The sequence below is a fragment of the Streptomyces sp. NPDC027189 genome (genome assembly GCF_055566975.1).
In genome coordinates this window covers 259,181-284,784 of sequence record NZ_JBVHRI010000001.1, presented here as the reverse complement: position 1 = coordinate 284,784, position 25,604 = coordinate 259,181, and the positions used below count along the sequence as shown (strand labels likewise).

Annotated in this window: 27 protein-coding genes, 1 tRNA gene and 1 pseudogene; 18 read left to right on the top strand and 11 right to left on the bottom strand. The window is 69.5% G+C overall.

Annotation, left to right across the window (positions count from 1 at the left end; all coding sequences use genetic code 11):
- Nucleotides 1-120 precede the first annotated feature (120 nt).
- A complete protein-coding gene (nudC, locus tag ACZ4RZ_RS01320; RefSeq protein ID WP_467740869.1) occupies nt 121-1,068 on the top strand; it encodes an NAD(+) diphosphatase in 948 nt (315 codons plus the stop codon).
- Nucleotides 1,069-1,074: 6 nt separating this feature from the next.
- Here nudC and ACZ4RZ_RS01315 read toward each other — a convergent pair.
- Nucleotides 1,075-1,149, bottom strand: a pseudogene (locus tag ACZ4RZ_RS01315) (NrdH-redoxin); the annotation flags it as partial.
- 15 nt (nt 1,150-1,164) lie between these two features.
- Between ACZ4RZ_RS01315 and ACZ4RZ_RS01310 the strand changes: the two are divergent.
- The gene (locus tag ACZ4RZ_RS01310) at nt 1,165-1,293 is read left to right on the top strand and encodes a hypothetical protein (protein WP_467741983.1); all 129 of its coding nucleotides are present in this window, start codon (nt 1,165-1,167) and stop codon (nt 1,291-1,293) included.
- A gap of 170 nt (nt 1,294-1,463) precedes the next feature.
- Here ACZ4RZ_RS01310 and ACZ4RZ_RS01305 read toward each other — a convergent pair whose 3' ends face one another.
- The 5 genes from ACZ4RZ_RS01305 to ACZ4RZ_RS01285 form a co-directional block, all read right to left on the bottom strand.
- Nucleotides 1,464-2,021 carry a GNAT family N-acetyltransferase gene (locus ACZ4RZ_RS01305; protein WP_467740867.1) on the bottom strand — a complete coding sequence of 186 codons (558 nt, stop codon included), beginning with the start codon at nt 2,019-2,021 and terminating at the stop codon, nt 1,464-1,466.
- Between the two features lie 109 nt (nt 2,022-2,130).
- Nucleotides 2,131-2,271, bottom strand: a complete 141-nt coding sequence (locus ACZ4RZ_RS01300) for a DUF7848 domain-containing protein (RefSeq protein WP_467741919.1) — start codon at nt 2,269-2,271, stop codon at nt 2,131-2,133.
- Nucleotides 2,223-2,387: a DUF6879 family protein gene (locus ACZ4RZ_RS01295; protein WP_467740865.1), complete on the bottom strand. Its 165-nt coding sequence runs from the start codon at nt 2,385-2,387 to the stop codon at nt 2,223-2,225. The genes ACZ4RZ_RS01300 and ACZ4RZ_RS01295 overlap by 49 nt, the downstream gene beginning before the upstream one ends.
- Nucleotides 2,374-2,589 carry a hypothetical protein gene (locus ACZ4RZ_RS01290; protein WP_467740863.1) on the bottom strand — a complete coding sequence of 72 codons (216 nt, stop codon included), beginning with the start codon at nt 2,587-2,589 and terminating at the stop codon, nt 2,374-2,376. Before ACZ4RZ_RS01290 ends, ACZ4RZ_RS01295 begins: the two co-directional genes overlap by 14 nt.
- Before the next feature lie 157 nt (nt 2,590-2,746).
- Nucleotides 2,747-3,004, bottom strand: coding sequence for a mycoredoxin (locus tag ACZ4RZ_RS01285; protein WP_467740861.1), 258 nt, complete (start codon nt 3,002-3,004; stop codon nt 2,747-2,749).
- 159 nt (nt 3,005-3,163) lie between these two features.
- Between ACZ4RZ_RS01285 and ACZ4RZ_RS01280 the strand changes: the two genes are divergently transcribed.
- From ACZ4RZ_RS01280 to ACZ4RZ_RS01260, 5 genes are all read left to right on the top strand, one after another.
- The gene (locus tag ACZ4RZ_RS01280) at nt 3,164-5,416 is read left to right on the top strand and encodes an ATP-dependent DNA helicase UvrD2 (RefSeq protein WP_467740859.1); all 2,253 of its coding nucleotides are present in this window, start codon (nt 3,164-3,166) and stop codon (nt 5,414-5,416) included.
- Between the two features lie 163 nt (nt 5,417-5,579).
- Nucleotides 5,580-5,903, top strand: a complete 324-nt coding sequence (locus tag ACZ4RZ_RS01275; protein WP_467740857.1) for a hypothetical protein — start codon at nt 5,580-5,582, stop codon at nt 5,901-5,903.
- 174 nt (nt 5,904-6,077) lie between these two features.
- Entirely contained in the window at nt 6,078-6,446 is a 369-nt protein-coding gene (locus tag ACZ4RZ_RS01270; protein WP_099499760.1) for a WhiB family transcriptional regulator, read from the top strand.
- Entirely contained in the window at nt 6,443-6,766 is a 324-nt protein-coding gene (locus ACZ4RZ_RS01265; protein ID WP_388882909.1) for a hypothetical protein, read from the top strand. Before ACZ4RZ_RS01270 ends, ACZ4RZ_RS01265 begins: the two co-directional genes overlap by 4 nt.
- A gap of 117 nt (nt 6,767-6,883) precedes the next feature.
- The gene (locus tag ACZ4RZ_RS01260) at nt 6,884-7,108 is read left to right on the top strand and encodes a hypothetical protein (protein ID WP_467740854.1); all 225 of its coding nucleotides are present in this window, start codon (nt 6,884-6,886) and stop codon (nt 7,106-7,108) included.
- A gap of 18 nt (nt 7,109-7,126) precedes the next feature.
- Here ACZ4RZ_RS01260 and ACZ4RZ_RS01255 read toward each other — a convergent pair whose 3' ends face one another.
- Nucleotides 7,127-8,491: an ABC1 kinase family protein gene (locus tag ACZ4RZ_RS01255; protein ID WP_467740852.1), complete on the bottom strand. Its 1,365-nt coding sequence runs from the start codon at nt 8,489-8,491 to the stop codon at nt 7,127-7,129.
- Nucleotides 8,484-9,689 (bottom strand): TOMM precursor leader peptide-binding protein, encoded by a 1,206-nt coding sequence (locus tag ACZ4RZ_RS01250; RefSeq protein ID WP_467740850.1) that lies wholly within the window; start codon nt 9,687-9,689, stop codon nt 8,484-8,486. The genes ACZ4RZ_RS01255 and ACZ4RZ_RS01250 overlap by 8 nt, the downstream gene beginning before the upstream one ends.
- A 218-nt stretch (nt 9,690-9,907) precedes the next feature.
- Between ACZ4RZ_RS01250 and ACZ4RZ_RS01245 the strand changes: the two genes are divergently transcribed.
- From ACZ4RZ_RS01245 to ACZ4RZ_RS01230, 4 genes are all read left to right on the top strand, one after another.
- A complete protein-coding gene (locus ACZ4RZ_RS01245; RefSeq protein WP_327431573.1) occupies nt 9,908-10,504 on the top strand; it encodes a M48 metallopeptidase family protein in 597 nt (198 codons plus the stop codon).
- Between the two features lie 122 nt (nt 10,505-10,626).
- On the top strand, nt 10,627-12,357 hold the full coding sequence (locus ACZ4RZ_RS01240) for a TerD family protein (RefSeq protein WP_467740848.1): 1,731 nt from the start codon (nt 10,627-10,629) through the stop codon (nt 12,355-12,357).
- Between the two features lie 11 nt (nt 12,358-12,368).
- Nucleotides 12,369-13,049, top strand: a complete 681-nt coding sequence (locus tag ACZ4RZ_RS01235) for an AIM24 family protein (RefSeq protein WP_189189372.1) — start codon at nt 12,369-12,371, stop codon at nt 13,047-13,049.
- A gap of 16 nt (nt 13,050-13,065) precedes the next feature.
- Nucleotides 13,066-13,821 (top strand): AIM24 family protein, encoded by a 756-nt coding sequence (locus ACZ4RZ_RS01230; RefSeq protein ID WP_467740846.1) that lies wholly within the window; start codon nt 13,066-13,068, stop codon nt 13,819-13,821.
- A 117-nt stretch (nt 13,822-13,938) separates the two neighbouring features.
- On the opposite strand, the gene ACZ4RZ_RS01225 is transcribed toward ACZ4RZ_RS01230, so the two are convergent.
- Both ACZ4RZ_RS01225 and ACZ4RZ_RS01220 read right to left on the bottom strand, forming a co-directional pair.
- Entirely contained in the window at nt 13,939-14,454 is a 516-nt protein-coding gene (locus ACZ4RZ_RS01225; protein WP_467740844.1) for an NUDIX hydrolase, read from the bottom strand.
- Nucleotides 14,451-15,887, bottom strand: coding sequence for a zinc-dependent metalloprotease (locus tag ACZ4RZ_RS01220; protein ID WP_467740842.1), 1,437 nt, complete (start codon nt 15,885-15,887; stop codon nt 14,451-14,453). The genes ACZ4RZ_RS01225 and ACZ4RZ_RS01220 overlap by 4 nt, the downstream gene beginning before the upstream one ends.
- A 191-nt stretch (nt 15,888-16,078) precedes the next feature.
- Between ACZ4RZ_RS01220 and ACZ4RZ_RS01215 the strand changes: the two genes are divergently transcribed.
- The 4 genes from ACZ4RZ_RS01215 (at nt 16,079) to ACZ4RZ_RS01200 (ending at nt 19,583) form a co-directional block, all read left to right on the top strand.
- Nucleotides 16,079-17,191, top strand: coding sequence for an SDR family oxidoreductase (locus ACZ4RZ_RS01215; protein ID WP_467740840.1), 1,113 nt, complete (start codon nt 16,079-16,081; stop codon nt 17,189-17,191).
- Nucleotides 17,192-17,453: 262 nt separating this feature from the next.
- Complete coding sequence (locus tag ACZ4RZ_RS01210; protein WP_189189367.1) at nt 17,454-17,915, top strand: molybdenum cofactor biosynthesis protein MoaE; 462 nt, start codon at nt 17,454-17,456, stop codon at nt 17,913-17,915.
- Nucleotides 17,916-18,138: 223 nt separating this feature from the next.
- The gene (locus ACZ4RZ_RS01205; RefSeq protein WP_467740838.1) at nt 18,139-18,342 is read left to right on the top strand and encodes a hypothetical protein; all 204 of its coding nucleotides are present in this window, start codon (nt 18,139-18,141) and stop codon (nt 18,340-18,342) included.
- Nucleotides 18,343-18,485: 143 nt separating this feature from the next.
- Entirely contained in the window at nt 18,486-19,583 is a 1,098-nt protein-coding gene (locus ACZ4RZ_RS01200; protein WP_467740836.1) for a YlbL family protein, read from the top strand.
- 72 nt (nt 19,584-19,655) lie between these two features.
- On the opposite strand, the gene ACZ4RZ_RS01195 is transcribed toward ACZ4RZ_RS01200, so the two are convergent.
- Complete coding sequence (locus ACZ4RZ_RS01195) at nt 19,656-20,198, bottom strand: PPA1309 family protein (protein ID WP_467740834.1); 543 nt, start codon at nt 20,196-20,198, stop codon at nt 19,656-19,658.
- Nucleotides 20,199-20,361: 163 nt separating this feature from the next.
- Between ACZ4RZ_RS01195 and ACZ4RZ_RS01190 the strand changes: the two genes are divergently transcribed.
- From ACZ4RZ_RS01190 to ACZ4RZ_RS01180, 3 genes are all read left to right on the top strand, one after another.
- Nucleotides 20,362-23,277, top strand: a complete 2,916-nt coding sequence (locus ACZ4RZ_RS01190; protein ID WP_467741917.1) for a UPF0182 family membrane protein — start codon at nt 20,362-20,364, stop codon at nt 23,275-23,277.
- Between the two features lie 43 nt (nt 23,278-23,320).
- Nucleotides 23,321-23,394: transfer RNA gene (locus ACZ4RZ_RS01185), tRNA-Met, on the top strand.
- 229 nt (nt 23,395-23,623) lie between these two features.
- Nucleotides 23,624-25,483 carry a tetratricopeptide repeat protein gene (locus tag ACZ4RZ_RS01180; protein ID WP_467740832.1) on the top strand — a complete coding sequence of 620 codons (1,860 nt, stop codon included), beginning with the start codon at nt 23,624-23,626 and terminating at the stop codon, nt 25,481-25,483.
- Nucleotides 25,484-25,604 lie beyond the last annotated feature (121 nt).

The following is a 25,604-nucleotide window of genomic DNA, read 5'->3' as shown; positions in this document are numbered from 1 at the left end:
CAGGCATCCACGAAGAAGGCGATCCACGTCCTGAAGAGCGCCCCTCACCACCGCACCGCCGTACGTCCTGCTGAACCGCCCGCCGAAACAACCGTTCCACCGGGGGAGTTGGAAGCACCCGTGACTACCTGGACCGACCGCACCGCCGACCGTCCCATCTCGCTCACCGCCCCGAGCGGCATCGACCGGGCCGCCCACCACCGGCTCGACGAGGCCTGGCTCGCGGCGGCCTGGAGCCACCCCACGACCCGTGTCTTCGTGGTCTCCGGCGGTCAGGTGCTCATCGACGAGACGGCGGACGGCACCACCGAACTCGTGATGACTCCCTCCTTCGAGGCCCCGCTCACCGAGGCGCATCGCTACTTCCTTGGCACCGACGACGACGGTGTGAGCTACTTCGCACTCCAGAAGGACGCGCTTCCCGGCCGAATCGACCAGTCAGCGCGCCCCGCGGGTCTGCGCGAGGCCGGGCTGCTGCTGTCCCCCCGCGACGCGGGTCTGATGGTGCACGCGGTCGCCCTGGAGAACTGGCAGCGACTGCACCGCTTCTGCTCGCGCTGCGGCGAGCGCACGGTCATCGCGGCCGCCGGTCACATCCGCCGCTGCCCCGCCTGCGGCGCCGAGCACTACCCGCGCACCGACCCTGCCGTGATCATGGCCGTCACGGACGACGAGGACCGCATCCTGCTCGGCCGTCAGGTGCACTGGCCCGAAGGCCGCTTCTCCACGCTCGCCGGCTTCGTCGAGCCCGGCGAGTCCATCGAGCAGTCCGTGCGCCGCGAGGTCTTCGAGGAGGCGGGCGTCACGGTCGGCGAGGTCGAGTACATCGCCAGCCAGCCCTGGCCCTTCCCCTCCAGCCTCATGCTGGGCTTCATGGCCCGCGCCACCTCGGCCGAGATCAACGTCGACGGCGAGGAAATCCACGAGGCCCGCTGGTTTTCCCGGGAAGACCTGCGGGCCGCCTTCGAGTCCGGGGAGGTGCTGCCTCCCTACGGAATCTCGATTGCGGCCCGCCTCATCGAGCTCTGGTACGGCAAGCCCCTGCCGATGCGAGGGGCGGCCGCCTGACGTCGCTCAGACGCCGATCTTCTGCTTGACCTGTGCCGGCGAAGGGTTGGTGAGCGTCGAACCGTCCGGGAAGAGAACGGTGGCGGACGGCCGTCCGTGGTCGATGAGGACGTGCTCACCGTGACCCGTGCCAGGAAGGCGAAGGGCGAGAGCGTGAGCGCCATCGCCAAGGCTCTCGGGATCTCTCGAGCCAACTCTCACCGCCACCTGGACGAGAGCGCCTGAGACAGGCGCACAGTTGTTCAGACAGGCCCCCGGCATGAGCCGGGGGTCTTGCTGTATCCGGGCCGGAGTGCGCCCCTTCCAGCCACTGGGAAGACCGACAGGGGCTCTGCATTCGACGCGCTTCGATGTTGTTGCTTCAGCGTCCCGCACGCGCCGTTCACAGGCTGCTCTCAGCGCAGATCGAGCAGCATCACGTCATGGAGGTCCGCGCTCTCCCCCCACGGCCGCGCCTCGCCGATCTTGCGGTATCCCCACGCCCGGTAAGCGGCCGACGCCGCCTTGCTGCCCGGGTGGACGTTCAACAGCACCCGCTCGGCCTCGATGCCGTCGAGCAGCGTCTCGTGCAGACGCCGCGCGACACCCTGTCCGCGCCACGCTCGGCGCACGGCGAGTTCCATGAGCCCGAACGTGCGGTGCCCGTCCTCGCGCCGCACCTCGTCGGCTACGGGCTCGGTCAGTTCGTCCCACCAGCCCGTGTCGGGACTGAGGAGGTAGCCGTACGCCATGCCGACCGGCTCGCCCTCCTCGGTACGGGCCAAGGCGGCGCGGAAGGTGCGGTTGCGAGCCTGGACGGGGAAGCGGCGGAAGGCGGCGGCGACGGCGTCCTCGGTCTCGTTGTAGGGAGGCTCGGCGAACGCTTCGGCGTAGATCAGCCTGAACGCGTCCTCGGCGTGCGCTGTGGCCGATCCATCCATGCGTTCTATCGCGATGGTCCCTTGCTGCGTCATGTGGTGCCCCCTCAGACGGTCTCGCAATACGCCGCATTCGCGGCCCGCTGAAACTCCCGGATCTTACCCACCAAGGCAGTGAGACCCCGATCCCCAGGAGCGCGTGCGTCTACCCGGCCCGCTCAACGAAGGCGAACGACGTACACAGTCGTCGGAACCCTGCGTGCCCCGTCCGCCCTGTGTGGCTCATGCACTCGACGTCTACCGCCGCGCTGTCTGTCGAGGGCGTCGCCTTCCAGTCGCACCGCAGGCACTCGGGATCTCTTCCCGCTCCTCCTCCACGTGGTACACGGCCGGCGTCTCCAGCCGGAACGCGGTCCGCTCGAAGGTCTCGAAGAGACGGCCGAACTCCTCACCGCTGAGCACGGAAGTACTCCTCCAGGACTGCGGCGGGAACCATCACGGCGGTTTCTCCTTCGGGCAAGTTGAGCTGTGCCAGCCGCTCGGGGTCCGTGATGACATACCCCTGCACCACGTAGCTCTTCGCGTCTTCCGTCCCCCACAGGGTCGGGCACGTGCCGTTCTTGCAGTCCGGGTCTCCCGACAGCTTCCGCAGCGGTGCGCCCACGGCTGCCCCCTGACGTCGACCGTCCTTGTCGCGTTCGATGCGTCTGGCCTCCGGCCGACACGGTCAAGATCCCCGGCTTTCCAAAACGGGAAGGTCCCCAAAGCACGCAAAACCCCCGATCAGCTCCAGGCCGATCAGGGGTTGCGTATCGCGGGGATCAGACGCCGAGTGCCTGCTTCACCTGGGCAAGGCTGGGGTTGGTCATCACGACCTCAGCGCCACCGCTGGAGGGAACTACCTGAACAGTGGGAACCGTCTGGTTTCCGCCGTTCGCCTTCTCCACGAACGCCGCGGACTGCGGGTCCTGCTCGATGTTGATCTCGTTGTACGTGATGCCCTCGCGGTCCAGCTGGCTCTTCAGCCGACGGCAGTAGCCACACCACGTGGTGCTGTACATCGTCACAGTGCCCTGCATGTCGTTTGCGCTCCTTCACGGCTTCGGGGTGCGTGGTCGCTCGGGGTGCAACGTATGTGACCTGGTCGCCATTCCCGTGGGGGGTACCCCGAGTGCCGCATCGGGACGTGACGCCTGCCGCATCGGGACGTGACGCCTGCCGCATTAGTACGACTACAGGTGCCTCCCTGTGGACAACCGGCTCAGCCGTCTCCGGCGACCTGGCAGCATGGCGGGGTGACAGCAGCAACGCACTCCACCCTCTTCCCGCAGGTTCCGGACACGGCCGACGCGGTGCTCGACGGGCTCGACCCCGAGCAGCGCGAGGTCGCCATCGCCCTGCACGGTCCGGTGTGCGTGCTGGCGGGCGCCGGCACGGGCAAGACGCGAGCCATCACGCACCGCATCGCCTACGGGGTGCGCGCCGGGATCCTGCAGCCCTCCAGCGTGCTGGCCGTCACCTTCACCAACCGCGCGGCGGGCGAGATGCGCGGCCGCCTTCGTCAGCTCGGCGCCGGTGGAGTGCAGGCCCGCACCTTCCACTCCGCCGCGCTCCGTCAACTCCAGTACTTCTGGCCAAAAGCAGTCGGTGGCAGCCTGCCCCGGCTCGTCGACCGCAAGATCCAGCTCGTCGCCGATGCGGCAGCCGCCTGCCGCATCCGCCTCGACCGGGGCGAACTGCGGGACGTCACCGGCGAGATCGAGTGGTCCAAGGTCACCCAGACCATCCCCGCCGACTACGCGGCCGCCGCCGCCAAGGCCGGCCGCGAAGCCCCGCGCGATCCGGCCGAGATCGCCCAGCTCTACTCGGCGTATGAGGACCTCAAGCGCGACCGCGCGGTCATCGACTTCGAGGACGTCCTGCTGCTGACGGTCGCGATCCTCCAGGACCGGCACGACATCGCCGAGCAGGTCCGCTCCCAGTACCAGCACTTCGTGGTCGACGAGTACCAGGACGTCAGCCCGCTCCAGCAGCGCCTCCTGGAGTTGTGGCTCGGTGAGCGCGACAGCCTGTGTGTCGTGGGTGACGCCAGCCAGACGATCTATTCGTTCACCGGTGCAACTCCCGACCACCTTCTCGACTTCCGTACCCGCCATCCCGGAGCCACTGTCGTCAAGCTCGTCCGCGACTACCGCTCCTCGCCGCAGGTCGTCCACCTCGCCAACGGACTGCTCGCCCAGGCCCGCGGCAGGGCCGCCGAGCACCGCTTGGAGCTGATCTCCCAGCGCGCCCCGGGCCCGGAGCCCGTCTACGCCGAGTACACCGACGAGCCCGCCGAGGCCGAGGGGGCCGCCCGCCGTATCCGCGACCTCATCGCCTCTGGCGTCCCCGCGGGCGAGATCGCGATCCTCTTCCGTACGAACTCCCAGTCCGAGATCTACGAACAGGCCCTCGCCGACGCCGGAGTGCCCTACCAGCTGCGCGGCGCCGAGCGGTTCTTCGACCGCCCCGAAGTGCGCAAGGCGGGTGCCGCCCTGCGTGCCGCGGCCCGCTTCGGGGGCAATGACTCCCTGCTCGACGACGCCGTCGACCTGCCCTCACAGGTCCGTGCCGTGCTGTCCGGCGAAGGCTGGACCAGCCAGCCCCCAGCAGGTTCCGGCGCGGTCAGAGAGCGCTGGGAGTCGCTGGCCGCCCTCGTGTACCTCGCGCAGGACTTCGCCGCCGCCAAGGCGGGCGCCACTCTCGGTGACCTGGTGGCGGAGCTCGACGAACGCGCGAGCGCCCAGCACGCCCCGACCGTGCAGGGCGTCACGCTTGCCTCGCTGCACTCCGCCAAGGGACTGGAGTGGGACGTCGTCTTCCTGGTCGGCGTCGCCGAGGGCATGATGCCGATCACCTACGCAAAGACCGATGAGCAGATCGAGGAGGAACGCCGCCTCCTCTATGTCGGCGTCACCCGCGCCAGAGAGCACCTGTTCGTCTCCTGGGCGCTGTCCCGCTCACCCGGCGGCAGACCCAACCGCCGGCCCAGTCGGTTCCTGGACGGGCTGCGTCCGGGCTCCGTCGCCACCGCGGGCCGCAGCAGCGGCGGCGGCTCGGGGGGCATCGAGCGCGGCATCGGAAGCAGCGGCGGCACCGTCGTACGGCGGACGAGCCGGACCCCGGCCCGCTGCCGGGTCTGTGGCCGCACCCTGACCGACGCGGGCGAGATGAAACTGATGCGCTGCGAGGACTGCCCCTCCGACATGGACGAGGGTCTCTACGAGCGGCTGCGCGAGTGGCGCGCGGTGCAGGCGCAGCGCAGTGGGCAGCCCGCGTTCTGCGTCTTCACCGACAAGACACTGATGGCGATCGCCGAGGCCGTGCCAGGCGACGAGGGCGAGTTGGCGCGGATCCCCGGCGTCGGAGTACGCAAGCTCAACCGCTTCGGAGCTGATGTTCTGGCCATCTGCGCAGGTCAAGGGCTTGGAGCAGGCGACGATGGTGACTGATACGAACTCGTCGAAAAAATAGTTTGCGCATGCCCCAGCGATCCCCATAGGTTCTAAGCACGGAAACGGCGGCCTTCTCCAAGGCCCCGGTTCCGTGCTGTACTTAATAACCGTCGGACTGGCTCACCCCGGTCCCCTTAGACGCCGAGAGGAGGCGATTCCAGTGATCAGCATCACCACCAGCTCCATCAGCACCGTCAAAATGACCGATCGCTCGGTCGTCTCCACGTGCATGCTCGGCGTCTCGAACCTGGGCACTGGTCTGTCCGGCATCCCTGCCGTCCGGCCGGCGTCCTCCCTGTCCCTCGCGGGTCTTCCCATCCGTGAGCGCAATGAGCGACCGACGCAGGCACTGGAAGCAGCAGTAGTGGCAGAGGCGCAGGCCTATGCCTTTGCGGCAGCCGGTGCCGGAGCCCTGAAGCAGACGACGCACCACCACACGATGTGGGCCTTCCGTGGGCCTGAACCCTGGAGTGATCCAGCCTGATCCTCGATCAGGCCGGCGCCTTCAGGGCCGCGGAACCCCACCCGGGATCCGCGGCCCTTCTGTTTGTCCCCGACCGGGGACGGCAGAGCGAAGGGGCCTCGGGACAAGAAAAGAACCCGGTACCAGCCGCCAACCGGCCGACCGGCCGGCACGACCAGACGAGGAAGACGAACCGTGCAACTCGAAGCGCACGCCCCGTCCGTACCGCCTTCCGAAACGATCCCCCCGCCCGGCCTCACGGAGGACTCCACCTTGACCCCGCTCACTGCGCTCACCGCGCTCGACGACGCCATCGAGAACCTCGGCGTGCCCGTCCCCTGCCGCTCCTACGACCCGGAGGTCTTCTTCGCCGAGTCGCCGGCCGATGTCGAGTACGCCAAGTCCCTCTGCCGCACCTGCCCGCTGATCGAGGCCTGCCTCGCCGGCGCCAAGGAGCGGCGTGAGCCCTGGGGCGTCTGGGGTGGCGAGCTCTTCGTCCAGGGCGTTGTCGTGGCCCGCAAGCGGCCGCGTGGCCGCCCGCGCAAGAACCCGGTTGCGGCATGAACGCCCGAGGAACGATCGACCGCCCCCTGACGCACGACCCCAAGAAGCAGGCCCCGATGAAGCCGTCCACCAGCGAGCCCGCAGGCTCCGCGATCCCAGACTTCACCACCACCGGCGCGAACGACTCGCGTCAGAACAGGACCCGAGAGATGCAACTCATCCCAGAAGCCCTGGCTCGTGCGCATATGCACGAGCGACTGCACCAGGCCGAGCAGGAACGTCGGGCCGTGCGCCTGGCGACCGCTCGCCGCATGCAGCGCCGGGCCGAGCGCGCCTCGATGCGAGCCCGGCGCGCGCTGGCCATGGCGGTCATGCAGTAGCCCACTGCAGTCGCGGCAGTACCAGGCAGTGAATCCTCGCGGGGGTCGGTCCGAACGGACCGGCCCCCGCGGTGCGTTGTGCCGAGCGAACCGCGACCACGGCGTTATCGTCGCGGAGTGACGAGTCTTCCCGGGGACAGTGACAGCACCGGCTCCGCACCGCGCCGCGACGCGGGCGAGGCCCAGCACATCGTGTGCGCCCGTTGCGGCACTCTGGCCGAGGGCCCCCAGCCGACCTGGACCTGTTCTGTCGAGAACGGCGCCCGCCACTACTTCTGCGACAGTTGCGCCCGCAGCAACCTCAGAGCGATCGAGGGCCGTCTGGATTCGGCTTGGTGGTAGGCCGGTAGGCCCGCCCACTCACGCCTCAACCGCCGATTCCTCCTCGTCCAGCAGCTCCTCGTCCGGCAGGAATCCCGGCAGCCACGCCTCCAGTTCATCGCGCAGGCGGACCGTGGCGCCCAGTTGGCACAGGACGCCGATGGTGCTCAGGGTCACGCGGTGTATCAGGAGGTATGCCGGGGGCAGGTTGAGCTGTTTGCCCAGCTGGTAGGCGGGGGAGCGGGGGTCGGCCACTCGGGCGGCCTGGCTGCGCATCCAGCTTCGGGTGAAGGTGAATTCGTCCGCCGCGGCCGGTTCGATGATCGGCAGGAGGTAGTCCAGGACCGCGTCGGGTTCGAGGTCTATGGACTCCTTGACGAAGCCTTCCTCGCAGAGCAGTTCGTAGACCGCCTCGGCGTCGCCGTCGAGGGTCATGCGCAGGGAGTCGCCGATCGGCAGGGGCAGGCCCCCCGGGAGGCGGTCGACCGTTCCGAAGTCCAGGACGCCAAGGCGCCAGCCGCTCTTCTCGTCCGGCAGGAGACGGAAGTTGCCCGGGTGCGGATCGGCGTGGAGCAGGCCGGTGCGAGCCGGTCCCGAGAACAGGAAGCGGGCCAGCAGCTGGCCGGCGCGGTCCCGCTGCTCCTGGGTGCCGTCGGCGATCACCTCCGACAGCGGTGTCCCGTCGATCCATTCGGTCACGAGGACTTGGTCGCACTGGTGGACCACCGCCGGGACGAGGACGTCCGGGTCGCCCGCGAACTCCTCCGCGTGTGCCGTCTGGGCCTGGGCCTCCAGTCCGTAGTCGAGCTCCTCCGACACCCGGTCGCGCAGTTCGGCGATGAGCGGCTTGATGTCCATGCCGGGGATCAGGGGGCCCAGAAGTCTGGCGAATCGGCTGAGCTGGGTCAGGTCGGACAGCAGGGCCTCGCCCGCCCCGGGGTACTGCACCTTGACGGCGACCTCGCGCCCGTCGTGCCACACCGCCCGGTGCACCTGGCCGATCGAGGCCGCCGCGGACGGCTTGTCCTCGAACTCCAGGAACAGCTCGGACCAGTTCTCGCCGAGCCGCTCCTCCAGGGCGGAGTGAACGCTGCGTGTCGGCATGGGCGGCGCAGCTTCCTGGAGCTTCGTCAGCGCCGCGCGATACGGCCCCGCGACCTCCTCGGGCAGCGCGGACTCGAAGACGGACAGTGCCTGCCCGAACTTCATCGCGCCGCCCTTGAGCTCGCCGAGCACCTTGAACAGCTGCTCCGCCGTGCGCTGCTGGAGCTCGCGGCCCACGATCTCCGCCGACTTCCCGCCGATCCGTTTGCCGAGCCCCCAGGTCGCCCGCCCGGCGAAGCCGAGAGGCAGTGCGGCGAGTTTGGCGGTACGGGTGACCGCCTTCCGGGGAAGATCAGACATGCGCCCTCCAAGTCCCAGACAGCCGTGCCGCGTACGGCTGTTGCCCCGCCATTGTCTCGTGCGGCTCGCCGTCCTCCGAGGCCCGCTCCCCCTTAGCTTTCTCCGCCGCGCCGCATGGGCATGCCGGATGAGGCCAGACCGGTCTCGCGTGCCAGTCGAGGCCCGGGACCGATACCTCCCAGCGGGCCCCCGCGCTGGAGGGCAATTCGCCGTCCAGGAAGGCAAGCGCGTGTCCGGCGGCCAGACCGGCAACGCCTGCCGCCAGCGTGAGGTCGCACGCCGGCACCTGCCGCTGCCGCCCGGAGCGCCACTGCGCGACCAGGCGCGGCCACGTCGGATCCCGGTCGGCGCGTCCTCGGTCGAGGCAGCCCGCGCAGCCGGTGTCGCCGGGCAGGACCAACGGGCCCACGACCCCGGTGCCTTCGACAACACCCGCGTAGAGGTGGGGCGTCCCTGAGGCGATCAGAGTCTCGGCCGCCGCCGGCTCGGGCGCGTGGACGCCGAGGCCGTCCCGGGGGGTGAGGATCACCAGCGCCAGTCCCCGTTCCTTGTCCCTGTCCTCCTCGTTCGAGGATGTCCTCTGCGAGGATGCCCGAGGTGGACGGTCCGGTGCCGCTCGGCGCACCGCCCGGCGGGCGGCCTCCACCCGGCGCTCACCGATGGACTCGGCGGGCAGCCCGCCCGGTGCCACATCCCCCGGCTCGACGCGGCCGACGTCGCGCACATCGATCTCGCCCACGCCCGCGCCCGCGAGAAGCGAGGCCAGAACACTTCCTACCCGGCCTGCGCCGCGTACCTGTACGCGCAGTGAGCGGCGGGCGGCCAGCCGTTCGATGGCGTCGCCCGGTTCGCGCGCGACGAGAGAGAGGGAGGCGAGGTCGGGGCGCAGCCGCTCCAGCACCGCCTTCTTCTTGCGCAAGGTGTCCGCGGCCGGGCCGCCTCCGGTCGCGTCGTCCAGCAGGCCGGACCGGGCCAGCCGCTCCACCAGGGCGTCGACATGGCCGTCGGGCAGCCCCATCCTGCGGCCCTCCTCGCGCAGGAGCGGCATCCCGCGTGCCCCGTTGAGCAGGTCCAGGAAACTGCCCGTCGCCGTGTCCATCGGGCCCAGCACCATCGCGTGTGCGGGCGCCATCCCGAACTGCACGGTGTTGAGATCCCGCCAACCGCGCCGCAGCGCGGGCTTCACCATCGGATGCATGACCTACCCCCGTAGCCCATAAGAGCGTCCCCGTGTGTCGGCGGTGTGCCTCCTGCGCCGCCGATCGAGTGCCAGCATGCCCCTCCGGGCTGAACGGTGCCGAAAGTTGTCCACAGGCTGCACCGTTCGTCGTACAAATCAAGCGCACGGAGTGCGGATCGGCATCGAACCGTCCCGGGGGCGGGACTTCCCGCATGTGCAGCGGGTAACGTCGGGGCGTGCCCGCCGACCCACTGCACCGCGCCGGAAAACCACAGCGCAGCACGACGAGCCCGCCGCCAAGCGGCTCGGGGGCGAGCGCGATCGAGGTCCGCAGGAGCGCGCGACGGCGCAGAACGGTCTCCGCGTACCGCGAGGGCGATCGCACCGTCGTGCTCATCCCCGCTCGGATGTCTGAAGCGGAGGAGCAGCGCTGGGTGACCGTCATGCTCGACAAACTGGCCGCCCAGGAGAACAAGAGGGTGCTCGGCGACGCCGAGCTTGCCGAGCGTGCGGAGCGCTTGTCGGGCCAGTACTTCGATGGCCGGGCCCGGCCCACGTCGGTGCGCTGGGTCACGAATCAGAACACGCGCTGGGGCTCGTGCACCCCGTCCGAGGGCAGCATCCGTCTGTCGCACCGGTTGCAGGGCATGCCCGAGTACGTCGTCGACTACGTCCTCGTCCACGAACTCGCCCACCTGCTCGTGCCCGGACACGGGCCCCGATTCTGGCGGCTTCTCGAGGCGTATCCGCGTACCGAACGTGCGCGCGGCTACCTCGAAGGGGTGGTCGCCGCCGACCGGCTGCCCCATCTGCCCGCCGCACGCGACGAGTAGAGCGGGTCCGCCCTCCAGAGGGCGATTGTGTACCGGGTCTGTACCGGCTTCGTCCACTCCCAGAGTTTGCCGTTAGCCTGACGCGACGCACTCGTATTCGGGATGGGGGACGGTCGTTACGCATGGCCAGGGAATTCCAACGCGGCCACAAGGCCAAGATCAGTGATCTCACCGCGGGCACCGATCTGTACGTAGGCGTGCAGATCACCGGCCCCGGACTGACCTTCGACATCAGTTGCTTCGGTCTGGACGCCGACGAACGGCTGTCGGACGACCGGTACTTCGTCTTCTTCAACCAGCCGAAGACCCCTGAGGAGTCCATCCAACTCCTGGGCGCCCAGTCGGGCGACACGGAGTCCTTCCGTGTGACCCTCGACCGGATCCCGGCGCAGATCCAGAAGCTGTCCTTCACGGCGACCATCGACGGCGCCGGGCAGATGTCGCAGATCGCCCCCGGATACCTCCGCGTTGTCGCCGGTGGCGAGGAGGTGGCCCGGTACTCGTTCAGCGGCGGGGAGTTCTCCACGGAACGTGCCGTGATGCTGGGCGACTTCTACTTGAAGGACGTCTGGCGGTTCGCCGCCGTGGGACAGGGCTTCGACGGCGGCCTCGACGCGCTGCTGAAGAACTTCGGTGGCGAGGTCGCCGAGGAGCAGCCCGCCGCGCAGCAGCCGCAGGCCGCGGCCGCACCGTCCTTCGCGCCGCCGACCCAGGCCACCACGCCCCCCGCGTTCGGCGCCCCGGCCGCACCCGCCCCGGCTCCGGCACCCGCGCCGCAGCCCGCCGCGCAGGGCTTCGCGCCGCCCCCGGGCGTCACGCCGCCGCCCGCTCCGGCGCCCGCCGCGCCCTCCGTGCACGCCGCGCCGACCATCGTCGCGCCCCTGCACACCCCGCCGGGCGGCACCGTGCCGCCGCCGGGTCCCGCGCCGTACGTGCAGCCGCCGGGGCAGCCCGGTCCGCCGCCCGGATACGGCCAGCAGCCTCCCGGCCAGACGGCTCCGATGCCGCCCGGTTACGGCCAGCAGGCTCCGTCCGCACCTCCCGGTTACGGGCAGCAGGCGCCGACCGCGCCTCCTGGCTACGGTCAGCAGCCGCAATACGGGCAGGTCCCGGGCCAGGCGCCAGGACAGTACCCCGGCCAGCCCGGCGCGCCCTCCCCGTACGGCGCTCCGCAGGGCGCCCCGCAGGGCGGCGCCGGTGTGGCCGCCGCGCTGGGGGCCTTCAAGGAGACGCCCACCGGCCAGCGGTGGACGCAGCAGAACAAGAAGCTCATCCGCGTCGACCTCGGCATCGGCGGTCAGCCCGTGCTGGCCCGCCAGGGCAGCATGGTGCTGTACCAGGGCAAGGTCGACTTCAGCTACAAGGGCGCCGGATTCGCCGGCCGGATCGTGGGCAACGCGACCGGCCAGGAGATGCAGCTGATGCGCTGTACCGGCCAGGGACAGGTGTTCCTCGCGGAGAACTCCACCCATGTGCACCCCATCGAACTCCAGGGCGACGCGATCTGTGTGTCCGCGGAGAACGTGCTCGCCTTCGACGAGTCGCTCCAGTACGAGGTGCGCCGGATCGAGGGACACGGCATCCCCGGCGGCGCGCTGTTCACCATGCAGTTCCAGGGGACCGGCACGATCGTCGTGAAGACGCACGGGGCCCCCGTCGTGCTGCCGGTGACGCCCACGACCTTCGCCGACTGCAACGCCGTCGTCGCCTGGTCCGCGGCCGCACAGGTGATCGTCTCCAGCCAGGTGCGGATGCGCCGGAACGCCTACCCCGGCGACACCGGAGAGAGCGTGAACCTTCAGTTCCGCGCCGCGCCCGGCAATTTCATCGTCGTCCAGCCGTACGAGGTCTGAGGGAGTCCGTCATGAACCAGCCACTCGCGGGCTTCGCCCCGGCACCCGTCACCGCCCGCATGGAGAACCACGGCAACCACATGCTGAAGGTCGCCATGCAGACCGGAAACGACCTCCTCGCGCGCGTGGGGTCGATGGTCGCCTACGAAGGGTTCGTCCAGTACGAGCCCAACCCGCCCGCCGTACGCCAGATCGCGCGCGACTGGGTCACCGGCGAGGGCGCGCCGTTGATGAAGTGCTCCGGTGACGGCCTGCTCTACCTCGCCGACTACGGGGCGAACGTCGTCGTCATCAACCTCAACGGGGACGCCATCTCCGTCAACGCCACCAATCTGCTCGCCTTCGACGCCCACCTCCAGTGGGGCGTCGAGCGGGTGAAGGGGCTCGCCAAGTTCGCCGGACAGGGCCTGTGGAACACCAAGATCTCCGGTCAGGGATGGGTCGCGCTGACCTCCCGGGGCAAGCCGATCGTCGTCGATTGCGGCGGCGGTGAGGACGAGACGTACGTCGACCCGGACGCGCTCGTCGCCTGGTCCCCGAACCTCAAGGTGAAGGGCAAGCGCAGCTTCAAGGCGCAGTCACTGATCGGACGCGGCAGCGGCGAGGCGTACCAGATGGCGTTCTCCGGGCAGGGCATCGTCGTCGTCCAGCCCAGCGAGGACAGCACCGACCGCCTCCGAGTCCGGGGCTGAGGGGGAGCACGACACCATGCAGAGCCCACTTTTCGGCTACAACGAGCAGCAGACCCAGGAGCGTTACAGCCTGCAGAACTCGCAGATGCTGCGCGTCGTCCTGGAGGGCCACGACGACATCCTCGCCCGCAAGGGCACCATGGTCGCGTACCAGGGGCTCGTCGAGTTCGACGCCGAGTACCAGAACAACAGCCAGCACCGCGCGCGTGCGTACACCGGTGAGGGCCTCGACCTGATGCGCTGCCACGGGCAGGGGACGGTCTACCTCGCCAACCTCGGCCAGCATGTTCATGTTGTGGACGTGGACCAGGACGGCCTCACCGTCGACAGCAGCTACGTCCTGGCGATGGACTCCGGGCTGCACTACGAGGTCATCGCCGTGGACAGCCAGTACGGCATCTCCGGCTCCGGCAAGTACCAGCTCAACATCACGGGGCGTGGCAAGGTCGCGCTGATGACCTCCGGGATGCCGCTGATGATGCAGGTCACGCCGGACCGGTACGTCAACTGCGACGCCGACGCGATCGTCGCGTGGTCCACGAGTCTGCGCGTGCAGATGCAGGCCCAGACCCACTCCTCCGGAGTGTGGCGGCGCCGCGGCAACACTGGTGAGGGCTGGGAGCTCAGCTTCATGGGCAACGGCTACGCGCTCGTGCAGCCGAGCGAACTGCTGCCGCCGCAGAACGCCGTGATCGGCCAGGGCCTGCGCGCCCAGTACGGGATGGGCCAGCACGGGGCGCACGCGCAGAACCAGGGCAACGTCTGGAGCTGACCACCCGGCAGTCCAGGAAGCAAACGTAAGGGGCGACCACCATTGCGGTCGCCCCTTACAGGTTCAGAACGTGTCGCTCGTTCAGAACCCGTCGCCCGTTCAGAACCTGTCACCCGTTCAGAGCCTGGCGCGCGTCGCCTCCAGCAGACGTACGACGGACTCGTCGGCCACCTTGGCCACCTCGTCGTACGCGAACCAGCGCAGGTCCAGCGACTCGTCGCTGATGGCTTCGACGGCTCCCGCCGGGGCGAGCGCTGCGTACTGCACGTCGAAATGCCAGGCGCACGGTGTGTGATGCCGGTCGAGGCGCACCGGACCGCCGGACAACAGTGTCAGCCCCGGGATGCCCGATTCCTCGGTGCCTTCCCGAAGGGAGGCGTCCGCCAGGGTCGCGTCGTCCGGCTCGCAGTGGCCGCCCATCTGCAGCCACATCCGCAGCTTCTTGTGGAGCGTGAGCAGCACCCGGCCGCCCTTGGGATCGATCACCAGGGCGCTCGCCGTGACGTGCCCGGAGCGGCACGACTTCCACATGCCGTCCGGGTGCGCCTGCAGGTGGTCCAGGTAGGCCTGACGCAGTTCTTCCTGGTCCTCGTAGCTCTTCAGTACGAGGACCGCGTCGTCGTACAGGCTCACTGGGCGTCGTCGCCCTTGTCGTCGTCCTCGGGGGCGTCGTCCTTCGTCAGGTTCGGCTTCTCGGCGGAGCCGGAGCCGCTCGCCGCCTCGCCGAGCATCTTGTCGATCTCGGAGAAGTCCAGCTGCTCGCGGTGCACGAAGCCGTCCGGGTCGTCCAGGTCGGACGCGGTCGGCAGCATGTCCGGGTGGGCCCACAGGCCGTCACGGCCGTCGACACCGCGCGCGTCGGTGAGCGAGGCCCACAGACGCGAGGCGTCCCGCAGCCGGCGCGGGCGCAGCTCCAGACCGATCAGCGTGGCGAAGGTCTGCTCGGCGGGACCGCCTGTGGCACGGCGCCGGCGCAGCGTCTCACGCAGCGCGTCCGCGGACGACAGGCGCGGCTTGGCGGCCGCGTGCACGACCGCGTCCACCCAGCCCTCGACCAGCGCGAGCGCCGTCTCCAGGCGGGCCAGCGCGGCCTTCTGCTCGGGCGTGTCCTCCGGCTGGAACATGCCCTGCTGGAGCGCCTGCTGCAGCTCCTCGGGGTTCTGCGGGTCGAACTGGCCGACCACGTCCTCCAGCTTGGCCGTGTCGACCTTGATCCCGCGCGCGTAGCCCTCGACCGCGCCGAACAGGTGCGAGCGCAGCCACGGCACGTGTGCGAAGAGGCGCTGGTGCGCGGCCTCGCGCAGGGCGAGGTAGAGCCGCACCTCCTCCTGGGGGATGCCCAGGTCCTTGCCGAACGACTCGATGTTCAGCGGGAGCAGCGCGGCCTTCCCCGCCGGGCCCAGCGGCAGGCCGATGTCGGTCGAGCCGACGACCTCGCCCGCGAGCACGCCGACGGCCTGCCCGATCTGCGTGCCGAACATGGCGCCGCCCATGGAGCGCATCATGCCGATGAGCGGGCCCGCCATGGCCTGCATCTCCTCCGGCAGGACGTCGCCCATGGCCGCCCCGACGCGCTCGGCGACCGGGTCGACGAGCTCCTTCCACACGGGCAGGGTCGCCTCGACCCACTCCGCGCGGCTCCAGGCCACCGCGGAGCCGGCGCCGGACGGCAGTGATGTCGCGTCGTCCAGCCACAGGTCGGCCAGGCGCACGGCCTCCTCGACCGCGGAGCGCTCGGAGGGACCGATGCTCGCGTCCTTGGTGCCGTCAGGGGTGCCCTGGGCGACCGTCTGACGGGCGATCTGCTTGGCCATGTCCCAGTTCACCGGCCCGCCCTCGTACGAGAGCATCTGGCCCAGCTGCTGGAACGCGGCGCCCAGGTCATTGGGGTTCATGGAACCGAACATGGCTGCGAGCGGATTGTCGGCTCCGGGACCACCGGCTCCGGGCAGCCCGAAACCGAACGGTCCCTGACCACCGCCGCTCTCCTGGTCCTTCTTCTTGCCCTCGTCGCCGTTCTCCGGCTCCTCCGGCGGAAGGCCGAATCCGAATGGGGTGTCACTCACGGGATTCCTCGGCTGGTAAGGCCGCCGGTTCGTTCCGACGGCGGCTGCCCGACAACACCACCCAGCGTAGACACCACAGCCCGATCGGGCCTCGATGCTTCGCCGACTCTTGGCCTGCGGCAGGATGGATGCCACCTGGTACGTACGCGTCACGCGCGTCCGTTACTGAAGACAACCGCTGGAGACGCCCGGTGAGTTCCCCAGATCCGCAGGTTCGCGCAGCGCGAAACCAGTCAACCAGCCCAGCTCCGCGCGGGCCCGTCGTCGCGGTCACCGGCGCCGCGTCCGGCGTGGGTGCGCTGCTCACCGAGCGGCTCGCCGCCAGTGAGGAGATCAAGCAGGTCATCGCCATCGACGAGCGGCGCGGCGAGTGCGCTGCCGCTCAGTGGCACATCCTGGACGTCCGGGACCCGGCGATCGCCGAGAAGCTGCGCGGGGCGGACGTCGTGGTGCATCTCGCGCTGGACCTCGATCTGGAGACGGATGCGGCGGCGCGGACGGCGTACAACGTTCGGGGGACGCAGACCGTGCTCACGGCCGCTGCCGCGGCCGGGATCCACCGGGTGGTGCTGTGCACGTCCGCGATGGTCTACGGGGCGCTGCCGGACAACGAGCTGCCCCTCTCCGAAGACGCCGAGTTGCGGGCGACGGCCGAGGCCACGGGCGTCGGCGACCTCCTGGAGATCGAGCGGCTCGCGCGGCGGGCGCCGCGGGCGCATCCGGGGCTCAATGTCACCGTCGTGCGGCCCGCCGTGCTCGTCGGGGGCACCGATACCGCTCTGACCAGGTACTTCGAGTCGCCTCGACTGCTGGTGGTGGCGGGGTCCCGGCCCGCCTGGCAGTTCTGCCACGTCGAGGACCTGTGCAGCGCTCTGGAGTACGCCGTCGTCGAGAAGGTGGAAGGGGAGCTCGCCGTCGGGTGCGACGGATGGCTGGAGCAGGAGGAGGTCGAGGAGCTGAGCGGGATTCGGCGGATGGAACTGCCGTCCACCGTCGCCCTGGGGGCTGCCGCTCGGCTTCACAGGATCGGGCTCACTCCTTCGCCTGCCGGGGATCTGGCGTACACGATGTATCCCTGGGTGGTGAGCGGGAGCCGGCTGCATGACGCCGGGTGGCGGCCGCAGTGGACCAACGAGGAGGTCCTCGCGGAGCTGCTGGAGGAGGTTGCCGGGCGGCACACGGTGGCCGGGCGGCGGCTCGGACGCAAGGACGCGACGGCGGCGGGGGCCGCGGGGGCGACGGTGGCTCTGCTGGGTGCGGCCGCCGTGGTCCGGCGGGCTCGAAAGGCTCGGCGGCGCGTCTGAGGGCGCCTGAGGCCCGGCTCGGCCCGGGTTTCTGGGCACCCAACGTTGGCGCCGACCTGACGGGTTTTCGCCCCCTCCGCCGCTACCCGTCCCGTGCCTGGGGCTGCCGCCGCCCACAGATCCCCGCTGCGGCCTCGACGGCCTCGTCCTCACATGCCGGACGGGCTGAACGATCTCCTGTAGGAGGCTCCAAAGGCGCACGCGCGTGTGCCGGGTGAAACCTCTATTTCGTGTTGTCAGTGGTGTGGGGCACGATGGGCCCATGGCATCCATGAACGACCATCCCGGTGAGCAGGCGGCGCAGGACGCGATCAAGTTGATCGCCATTCGCGAGACGCCGCTCTCCCTGGACGAGGTCTTCAAGGCCGTGGGGGACGACGCCTCCGGAGGCACCGCGCTGTTCGTGGGGACCGTCCGGAATCATGACGGGGGTGCCGACGTCGATGAGCTGGGGTATTCGTGTCACCCCAGCGCAGAGGCGGAGATGCTGCGGGTCGCCGAGAAGGTGGTCGCCGAGTATCCGGTGCGGGCGTTGGCCGCCGTGCACCGTATCGGGGACCTGGCCGTGGGTGACCTCGCGGTCGTCGTCGCCGTTTCGTGCCCGCACCGGGGCGAGGCCTTCGAGGCGTGTCGCAAGCTCATCGACGACCTGAAGCACGAAGTGCCCATCTGGAAGCACCAGAAGTTCTCCGACGGTACGGAGGAGTGGGTCGGAGCCTGCTGAGGCCGGCCGGTGATGGGGTCCTGGGATCCGCCCACTCATTCGGCCTGAGGTTCGACCACTCATTCGGCCCGAGGATTCGGGCGCTCATTCGGCCTTGAGGGTTAACCAACCTCTCACCTGCCCTCCGGTTGCGTAACCGGGCCCCTGCCGTGAGCGTTAACACTGCGGATGGTTAATCTGCTGATCAGTCAGTTGCGGTCGCTCGTGGGGTTGGGAGGTCGACATGGCGGCGCTCGCCTGGTTGCTGATTCCGCTTGTGGCTGCGATCGGTGCCGGACTGTGGGGTAGTTGGGCCGGCCGCAATCGCAAGGCGGCGGGAGACGGCGTCGAGCTCGCGGGGTATACGCGCTTCCGTGAAGCCATGGAGAGGTCCGACGTCATGGAGCGGTCCGCGGACGGGGAGAAGTCCCACTCCGACGCCGTGTGAGCCCTCCGCGCTACGACCCGTATCCACGGTGCCCCTCCGGCCTGTGAGCACGGCCCCGTCCAGCCCCGTACGGACGGCCTCGTCCAGCCCCGTACGGACGGCCCCGACGGTGCGCTTACAGCACCGTCCCGTACTGTCGTTCCATGCCACGCCGCACCGCGACGATGCTCGCCTCCACTCTGATCCTGATCGCGCTCCTGTGCGCGGGAGTGTTCATCAAAGTGCCGTACTCGGAGATGTCACCGGGCCCCACGGTGAACACACTGGGCGAGCACGACGGCGAGCCGGTGCTGCAGATCTCCGGGCGCAAGACCTATTCCACCACCGGGAATCTGAACATGACCACGGTCCGGGTCACCAGCGCCGACTACAACATGAACCTGGTCGAGGCCGTGTTCGGATGGCTCGCGCATGACAACAAGGTCGTGCCGCACGACACGCTCTATCCCGACGGCAAGACCGAGGAGCAGTCGACGCAGGAGAACGCCGAGGAGTTCAGCCAGTCCCAGGAGAGCGCCAAGGTGGCCGCTCTGAAGGAGCTGAACGTCCCGGTGAAGTCCTGGGTGATCGTCTCCACGGTCCTCAAGGGCTCCCCGGCCGAAGGCCGGCTGCACGCCGGAGACGTCATCAAGGCCGTCGACGGTACGACGGTGAAGGCGCCCGACGACGTCGCGAAGCTGGTCACCAAGCACAAGCCGGGTGACAAGGTCGTCTTCACGATCGTGCCCGCCAAGGAGCAGGCCGCCGCCGAGAAGGAGAACAAGACGGCGACCGCGACCAAGGACGTGACGATCACCACGACCAAGTCCGACGACAGCGGTACGGACCGGGCGATCGTCGGGATCTCGGCCGGGACCGATCACACGTTCCCGTTCACCATCGACATCAAGCTCGCCGACGTCGGCGGACCGAGCGCCGGCCTGATGTTCGCGCTCGGCATCGTGGACAAGCTCACCCCGGGGAACCTCACCGGCGGCAAGTTCGTGGCCGGCACCGGCACCATCGACGACGACGGCAAGGTCGGCCCGATCGGCGGGATCGAGATGAAGACGGTGGGCGCGCGCGAGAAGGGCGCCCAGTACTTCCTGACGCCCAAGGACAACTGCGCGGCCGCCGCCAAGGACACCCCCAAGGGGCTCACGCTCGTCAAGGTCAACACCATCGACGACGCGATGAGCGCCCTCAAGGACATCAGCTCCGGCAACACGGCCGACCTGCCGAAGTGCACCACCAAGGGCTGACAGACATCGGGTTGTACGTGGCTGGGGGCGCCCCGGGACCAGGGGGCGCCCCCAGCCACGTACAGCGAGAGATCAGTCCGCGAACGTCGCCGACAGCGCCTCCGCCAGGCCCGGCACCAGGTCCGACCCCGTGAGCACCTCCGTGGGCGCGTCCTTCTCGCGCAGGCGGAGCGCCGAATCACGGGTGCCGTCGCGCAGGACGCCGACCGTCATGCGTACCTCCTGACGGTCCGGGTGCTCGGCGACCCACTTCGCGAGCTTCTTCTCGCTGAGGCCCTCCGGGACGGAGGCCTCGGCGGACGGCGGCAGCATCAGCCGCTCCACCGTGAGTGCGCAGCCGACCACGGCGTCCGGCCAGGCGATCGTGCCGAGGAACTCGTCGAGCGGCTTCTCTGCAGGGATCTCATCCTGCTCGATGGGGGTGAGACCGGTGGTCTCCGGTTCGTCCTGCAGGCCGAGCTGGGCCGCGAGGCCGGGTTCCTGGGCCCGCAGTCGCGCGGTGTCTACGAGGGCGAAGAGGCGAGCGGGCTGGTCCCAGCCGAGGCCGGAGGCGTACTCGTCGATTTCGAGTACGGCTCGGGTGAGCGGGCTCGCTGCCATGGGAGTGTTGGACATGGTCACAATCCTGCCTCGTTAATACCCGGAACCGGGAACCGAGTAAAGCGTGAGTAAGTTGCATAGATGAGGCTCCACGATCACGGAGCCTTACGGACGGTCCACCATCACGGGGACCTGACGGATCAACAGCGACTTCGAGGTGCGCACCTTGGCTTTCCAGATGCCGGACCGCGGCGGAGGCCCGACGGGGCCACGGATCAGAGTGGGCCGACCCTCCCGGCGTGTCCGGACCCTGCTCATGACGCTGGGCGTGCTGGCCGTGCTGGCCATGGCCTTCGTCATGTTCTCGGGATTCTGGACGGACTGGCTCTGGTACCGGTCGGTTCATTACTCGTCCGTCTTCACGACCACCCTGTGGACCAAGATCGGGCTCTTCTTCGTCTTCGGCCTGCTGATGGCGGTCTCGGTCGGCGTGAACATCTGGCTGGCGCACCGGCTGCGCCCGCCGCTCAGCGCCATGTCGATGGAGCAGCAGAGCCTCGACCGCTACCGGATGGGCATCGCGCCCTACAAGACATGGCTGCTGCTCGGCATCACCTCCCTGGTGGGACTGATCGCCGGCGCGTCCGCCTCGGGCCAGTGGCGCACCTGGCTGATGTGGGTGAACGGGGTGCCCTTCCACCAGAAGGACCCCCAGTTCCACCTCGACGTCTCCTTCTACGCCTTCGACCTGCCCTGGTACCGCTTCCTGCTCGGCTTCGGCTTCGCGGCCGCGGTGCTCTCGCTGATCGCCGCCGCGCTCACGCACTACCTGTACGGCGGGCTGCGGATCACCAGCCCGGGGGCGCGCGCCACGGGCGCGGCCACCGGGCACCTTTCGGTCCTCCTCGGCATCTTCGTCGCGCTGAAGGCGGTCGCCTACTGGCTCGACCGGTACGGCCTCGCCGTGAAGTCCAGTGACTTCAAGGCGACCGGCAACTGGACGGGCCTGAGGTATGTGGACGCGAACGCGTATCTGCCCGCCAAGACGATCCTGTTCTGCATCGCCGTCATCTGCGCGCTGCTCTTCTTCGCCACCCTGTGGCGGCGCACCTGGCAGCTGCCCGTCATCGGCTTCGGCCTGATGGTGCTCTCGGCGATCCTCATCGGCGGCCTGTACCCGGCGATCGTCCAGAAGTTCCAGGTCCAGCCGAACGAGCAGGCCAAGGAAGCGCCGTACGTCGAGAAGAACCTGAAGGCGACCCGCGAGGCATACGGGATCGACGGCACCAAGGTGACCGACTACCCGGGCACGAGCAACACCAAGGACAAGGCCGGGCTGCGCGACGACGCGAACACCGCCGCGAGCCTGCGTCTGATGGACCCGAACATCGTGTCGCCGACCTTCCAGCAGCTCCAGCAGGTGCGGAACTACTACGGCTTCCCGTCGAACCTGGACGTCGACCGGTACACCAAGGACGGCAAGGCCCAGGACACGGTCATCGGTCTGCGCGAGCTGAATCTCCAGGGCATCCCGAAGAACAACTGGATCAACGACCACTTCCGCTACACCCACGGCTACGGCGTCGTCGCGGCCAAGGGCACCACGGCCGACAGCGAGGGCCGCCCGGTCTTCACCGAGTACAACTTGCCGTCCAAGGGCGACCTGGGCACGTATCAGCAGCAGATCTACTACGGCGAGAAGACCACCCAGTACTCGATCGTCGGCGGTCCCCAGAAGGAGATCGACTACTCCGACGACAGCGGCGAGAAAACCACCAGTTACAAGGGCAAGAGCGGCGTCAGCCTCTCCAGCCCGATCAACCGGGCCGCCTACGCGGTGGCGTTCGGCGAGCCGCAGATCCTGTACTCCGGTGCGATCGGCGAGGGTTCGCGGATCCTCTACAACCGCACTCCCAAGGAGCGTGTCGAGGCGGTCGCCCCCTGGCTGACCATCGACGGCGATGCCTATCCGGCGGTCGTCGACAACAAGATCCAGTGGATCGTCGACGCCTACACGACCACCAACGGCTATCCGTACGCCTCCCGCACCACCCTTGGTGACACGACGGCGGACTCGCTGACGGCGGCCAACAACCAGCGCGCGGTGGTGGCCCAGCAGAACCAGGTCAACTACATCCGCAACTCGGTGAAGGCGACCGTCGACGCGTACACCGGTGAGGTCAAGCTCTACCAGTGGGACACCCAGGACCCGGTCCTGAAGACCTGGATGAAGGCGTTCCCGAACACGGTGAAGTCGAAGGAGTCGATCTCGCCGTCTCTGATGGCTCATCTGCGGTATCCGCAGGACCTGTTCAAGGTCCAGCGTGAGCTGCTCACCCGCTACCACGTGAAGGACGCGCAGACGTTCCTCAGCGGCAGTGAGGTGTGGCAGGTCCCGGACGACCCGACCAACAAGTCGGGGCCCGTGCCGCCTTACTACCTGAGCATGAAACTGCCCGGCGAGACGGCGCAGTCGTTCTCGCTGACGACGACGATGACGCCCAACGGCCGTGACAACCTGAGCGCCTTCGTGTCCGTCAACGCCGAAGCGGGCAAGCCCGGTTACGGCAAGATCAGCATCCTGAAACTGCCGACGGGCAGAACCGTCGACGGACCCAAACGGGTGCAGAGCCAGTTCAACTCCGAGCCGTCCATCGCCGAGTCCATCAGACTCCTCAAGGGCGGTGACTCGGACATCGAGTACGGCAACCTGCTGACGGTTCCGCTCGACGGAGGACTGCTCTATGTGGAGCCCGTCTACGTGCGCGGTGGTGACCTCAAGTACCCACTGCTGCGCAAGGTGCTGGTGACCTACGGAGGCAGCACCGCCTTCGAGGACACGCTCGACAAGGCGCTCAACACGGTCTTCGGAGCGGACGGTTCGACCACGCCGCCGCCGGACGAGGGGACCACGAAACCGCCCACGTCGAACAACCCAACGGTCCAAGAGGCGCTCAAGGACGCCCAGAAGGCCTTCGATCAGGGCCAGGAAGCCCTGAAGAAGGGCGACTGGCCGGCGTACGGCCAGGCGCAGAAGGATCTTGAGGACGCGCTGAAACGAGCGGAGGAAGCGCAGACCAAGGCCGACAAGACCAGCGGCGGCAGTGGCAGCGATGGAAGCAAGAGCGGCGACAAGAGCTCCGGAAGCGGCTGATCAGGAGCCCACCCCGCGCCGTGATACGGTTGCAACACAACGGCGCGGGGTGGAGCAGCTCGGTAGCTCGCTGGGCTCATAACCCAGAGGTCGCAGGTTCAAATCCTGTCCCCGCTACTGAAGTCGAAGGCCCGGATCCTGATCATGGATCCGGGCCTTCGACGTGTGCCGCGCCACGCCGAGGCGCCCGTGGTGACCTGGCGACTTGCGTGAAGTGCTGCGCCATGCGTGGGGAGTTGGGAAATCTGTGTTTGACTTGTCTCTCTGTGGGCATGTCGACAAAACGCTGAAGTGACCTCACTGGCTGCGGTATACCAGGTGTACCCAGGTTGCAGGTGGTGCGACGATGGACGTTATGGGGGACAAGGGAACTCTGTTGGATACGGGGCGGTTTGCGCAGCCTGCCGACTTTGAGCAGCCTGCGGAGCTCACGCAGCCTTCCGACCGGGACGAAACCGGCGAGGCTGTCGAGGAAGCGCGCCAGCGGCTCGCCGCCGAAGCCGGCGACGTGGAGGCGATGAGCGTCCTCGGGGCCATGCTGCTGCGCCGCGGTGATCTCGACGGAGCCGAGCCTCAGCTGCGCGCTGCCACCGCCGCCGGTGACCGCGCCGCCGCCAACAACCTGGGTGTCCTCCTGCATCAGCGCGGGTACGCCGACGAGGCCGCCGGCTGGTGGCGGATCGCCGCCGTCGCGGGTTCCGCGGCCGCCGCGCACGCGCTCGGTCGGCACCACCGGGAGCGCGGCGACGAACCCGCCGCCGAGTACTGGCTGCGCCAGTCCGCCGAGCAGGGGCACGCCCTCGGCGCGTACGCGCTCGCCGATCTGCTGGAGCATCGCAGCGACGTCGGCGCCGAGCAGTGGATGCGGGCCGCCGCCGAGCGGGGGCACCGCGAGGCCGCCTACCGGCTGGCGCGGACGCTTGATCGCAAGGCCGCCGACGCGGGCCAGGCCGGTGCTGACAACGGTGTCATCGGTGTCATCGGCGCGGCGGGTGAAGAGGCCGAGCAGTGGTACCGGCAGGCCGCCGCGCGCGGGCACCGGCGGGCCGCGCTGCACCTCGGGGCGATTCTGGAGAAGCGGGGCGACCTCAAGGAGGCCGGGCGCTGGTACCTGACGTCCGCCAAGGACGGCGAGGCGCGGGCCGCCTGCGCGCTCGGGTTCCTGCTGCGGGACGCGGGGGACACGGAGAGCGCCGCCGTGTGGTGGCTGCGGGCCGCGCAGGACGGGGACGGGAACGCGGCGAACGCGCTGGGCGCGCTGCACGCCGAGCGCGGTGAGACGCAGACCGCCGAGCGGTGGTATCGGGCCGCGATGGACGCGGGCGATGTGAACGGGGCGTACAACCTCGGGCTGCTCTGCGCCGAGCAGGGGCGGACCGCGCAGGCCGAGCAGTGGTATCGCCGGGCCGCGTACGCCGGTCATCGCGAGGCCGCGAATGCCTTGGCGATCCTGTTGCTGCAGGTCGGCGACGCCGCCGGGGCCGAGCCCTGGTTCTCCAAGGCCGCCGAGGCCGGGAGTGTGGACGCCGCGTTCAACCTCGGGATTCTGCATGCCGGGCGGGGGGCCGAGGACGACGACGCGGCCGCGCTGCGCTGGTACGAGCGGGCTGCCGCCGCAGGGCACACCGAGGCGGCACTCCAGGTCGCCATCGCGAGGCTCCGGGAGGGGGACGAGCGGGCCGCTGAGCGGCATCTGCGGAGTGCGGCGGGGGGCGGTAGCGCGGAGGCCGCGTACCGGCTTGCCGCCGTGCTCGATGCGCGGCGCCCGCCCGCGCCCGCTCATGAGCTGGGTGAGCCCGCTCTGGAGAAGAGCGAGTGCGAGGAGTGGTACGAGCGGGCGGCGTCCCAGGGGCATCGGCGGGCGCAGGTGCGGGTCGGGATGCTGGCCGCCGCGCGGGGCGATGTGGTGGAGGCGGCTCGGTGGTACCGCGAGGCTGCCGAGGCCGGGTCTCGGAACGGGGCGTTCAATCTTGGGCTGCTGCTGGCTCGGGAGGGGAGCGAGCCGGAGGCCGCGCTGTGGTGGACGCGGGCCGCTGACGCGGGACATGGGCGTGCCGCGCTTCGGCTGGCGCTCGTCTACGCGCGGCGAGGGGAGCTTGCCGAGGGGCAGCGGTGGGCCGACCGTGCCGTCTCTCTTGGGCCGCCGGAGGTGTCCGAGCGGGCGGCTCGGTTGCGGGATGCCTTGCGGGAGGAGTTGTCTGCGTGACGGTTGGGTTGAGGTGGGGTTGCGCTGAGGTGGGGTGGGGCTGGGGCCAGGCTGGTTTCGTCCCCTCCATCCCTGCCCGTCCCGAACCTGGGGGGCGCCCCCGGGCCCCCCGCTTCGGCCT

Bases quoted from the DNA above. Each gene is read 5' to 3' on its own strand.
- ACZ4RZ_RS01305 (WP_467740867.1), bottom strand. From the start codon at position 2,021: ATGACGCAGCAAGGGACCATCGCGATAGAACGCATGGATGGATCGGCC.
- ACZ4RZ_RS01285 (WP_467740861.1), bottom strand. From the start codon at position 3,004: ATGCAGGGCACTGTGACGATGTACAGCACCACGTGGTGTGGCTACTGC.
- ACZ4RZ_RS01265 (WP_388882909.1), top strand. From the start codon at position 6,443: ATGAACGCCCGAGGAACGATCGACCGCCCCCTGACGCACGACCCCAAG.
- ACZ4RZ_RS01255 (WP_467740852.1), bottom strand. From the start codon at position 8,491: ATGTCTGATCTTCCCCGGAAGGCGGTCACCCGTACCGCCAAACTCGCC.
- ACZ4RZ_RS01250 (WP_467740850.1), bottom strand. From the start codon at position 9,689: ATGCATCCGATGGTGAAGCCCGCGCTGCGGCGCGGTTGGCGGGATCTC.
- ACZ4RZ_RS01240 (WP_467740848.1), top strand. From the start codon at position 10,627: ATGGCCAGGGAATTCCAACGCGGCCACAAGGCCAAGATCAGTGATCTC.
- ACZ4RZ_RS01235 (WP_189189372.1), top strand. From the start codon at position 12,369: ATGAACCAGCCACTCGCGGGCTTCGCCCCGGCACCCGTCACCGCCCGC.
- ACZ4RZ_RS01230 (WP_467740846.1), top strand. From the start codon at position 13,066: ATGCAGAGCCCACTTTTCGGCTACAACGAGCAGCAGACCCAGGAGCGT.
- ACZ4RZ_RS01210 (WP_189189367.1), top strand. From the start codon at position 17,454: ATGGCATCCATGAACGACCATCCCGGTGAGCAGGCGGCGCAGGACGCG.
- ACZ4RZ_RS01205 (WP_467740838.1), top strand. From the start codon at position 18,139: ATGGCGGCGCTCGCCTGGTTGCTGATTCCGCTTGTGGCTGCGATCGGT.
- ACZ4RZ_RS01200 (WP_467740836.1), top strand. From the start codon at position 18,486: ATGCCACGCCGCACCGCGACGATGCTCGCCTCCACTCTGATCCTGATC.
- ACZ4RZ_RS01195 (WP_467740834.1), bottom strand. From the start codon at position 20,198: ATGTCCAACACTCCCATGGCAGCGAGCCCGCTCACCCGAGCCGTACTC.
- ACZ4RZ_RS01190 (WP_467741917.1), top strand. From the start codon at position 20,362: ATGCCGGACCGCGGCGGAGGCCCGACGGGGCCACGGATCAGAGTGGGC.
- ACZ4RZ_RS01180 (WP_467740832.1), top strand. From the start codon at position 23,624: ATGGACGTTATGGGGGACAAGGGAACTCTGTTGGATACGGGGCGGTTT.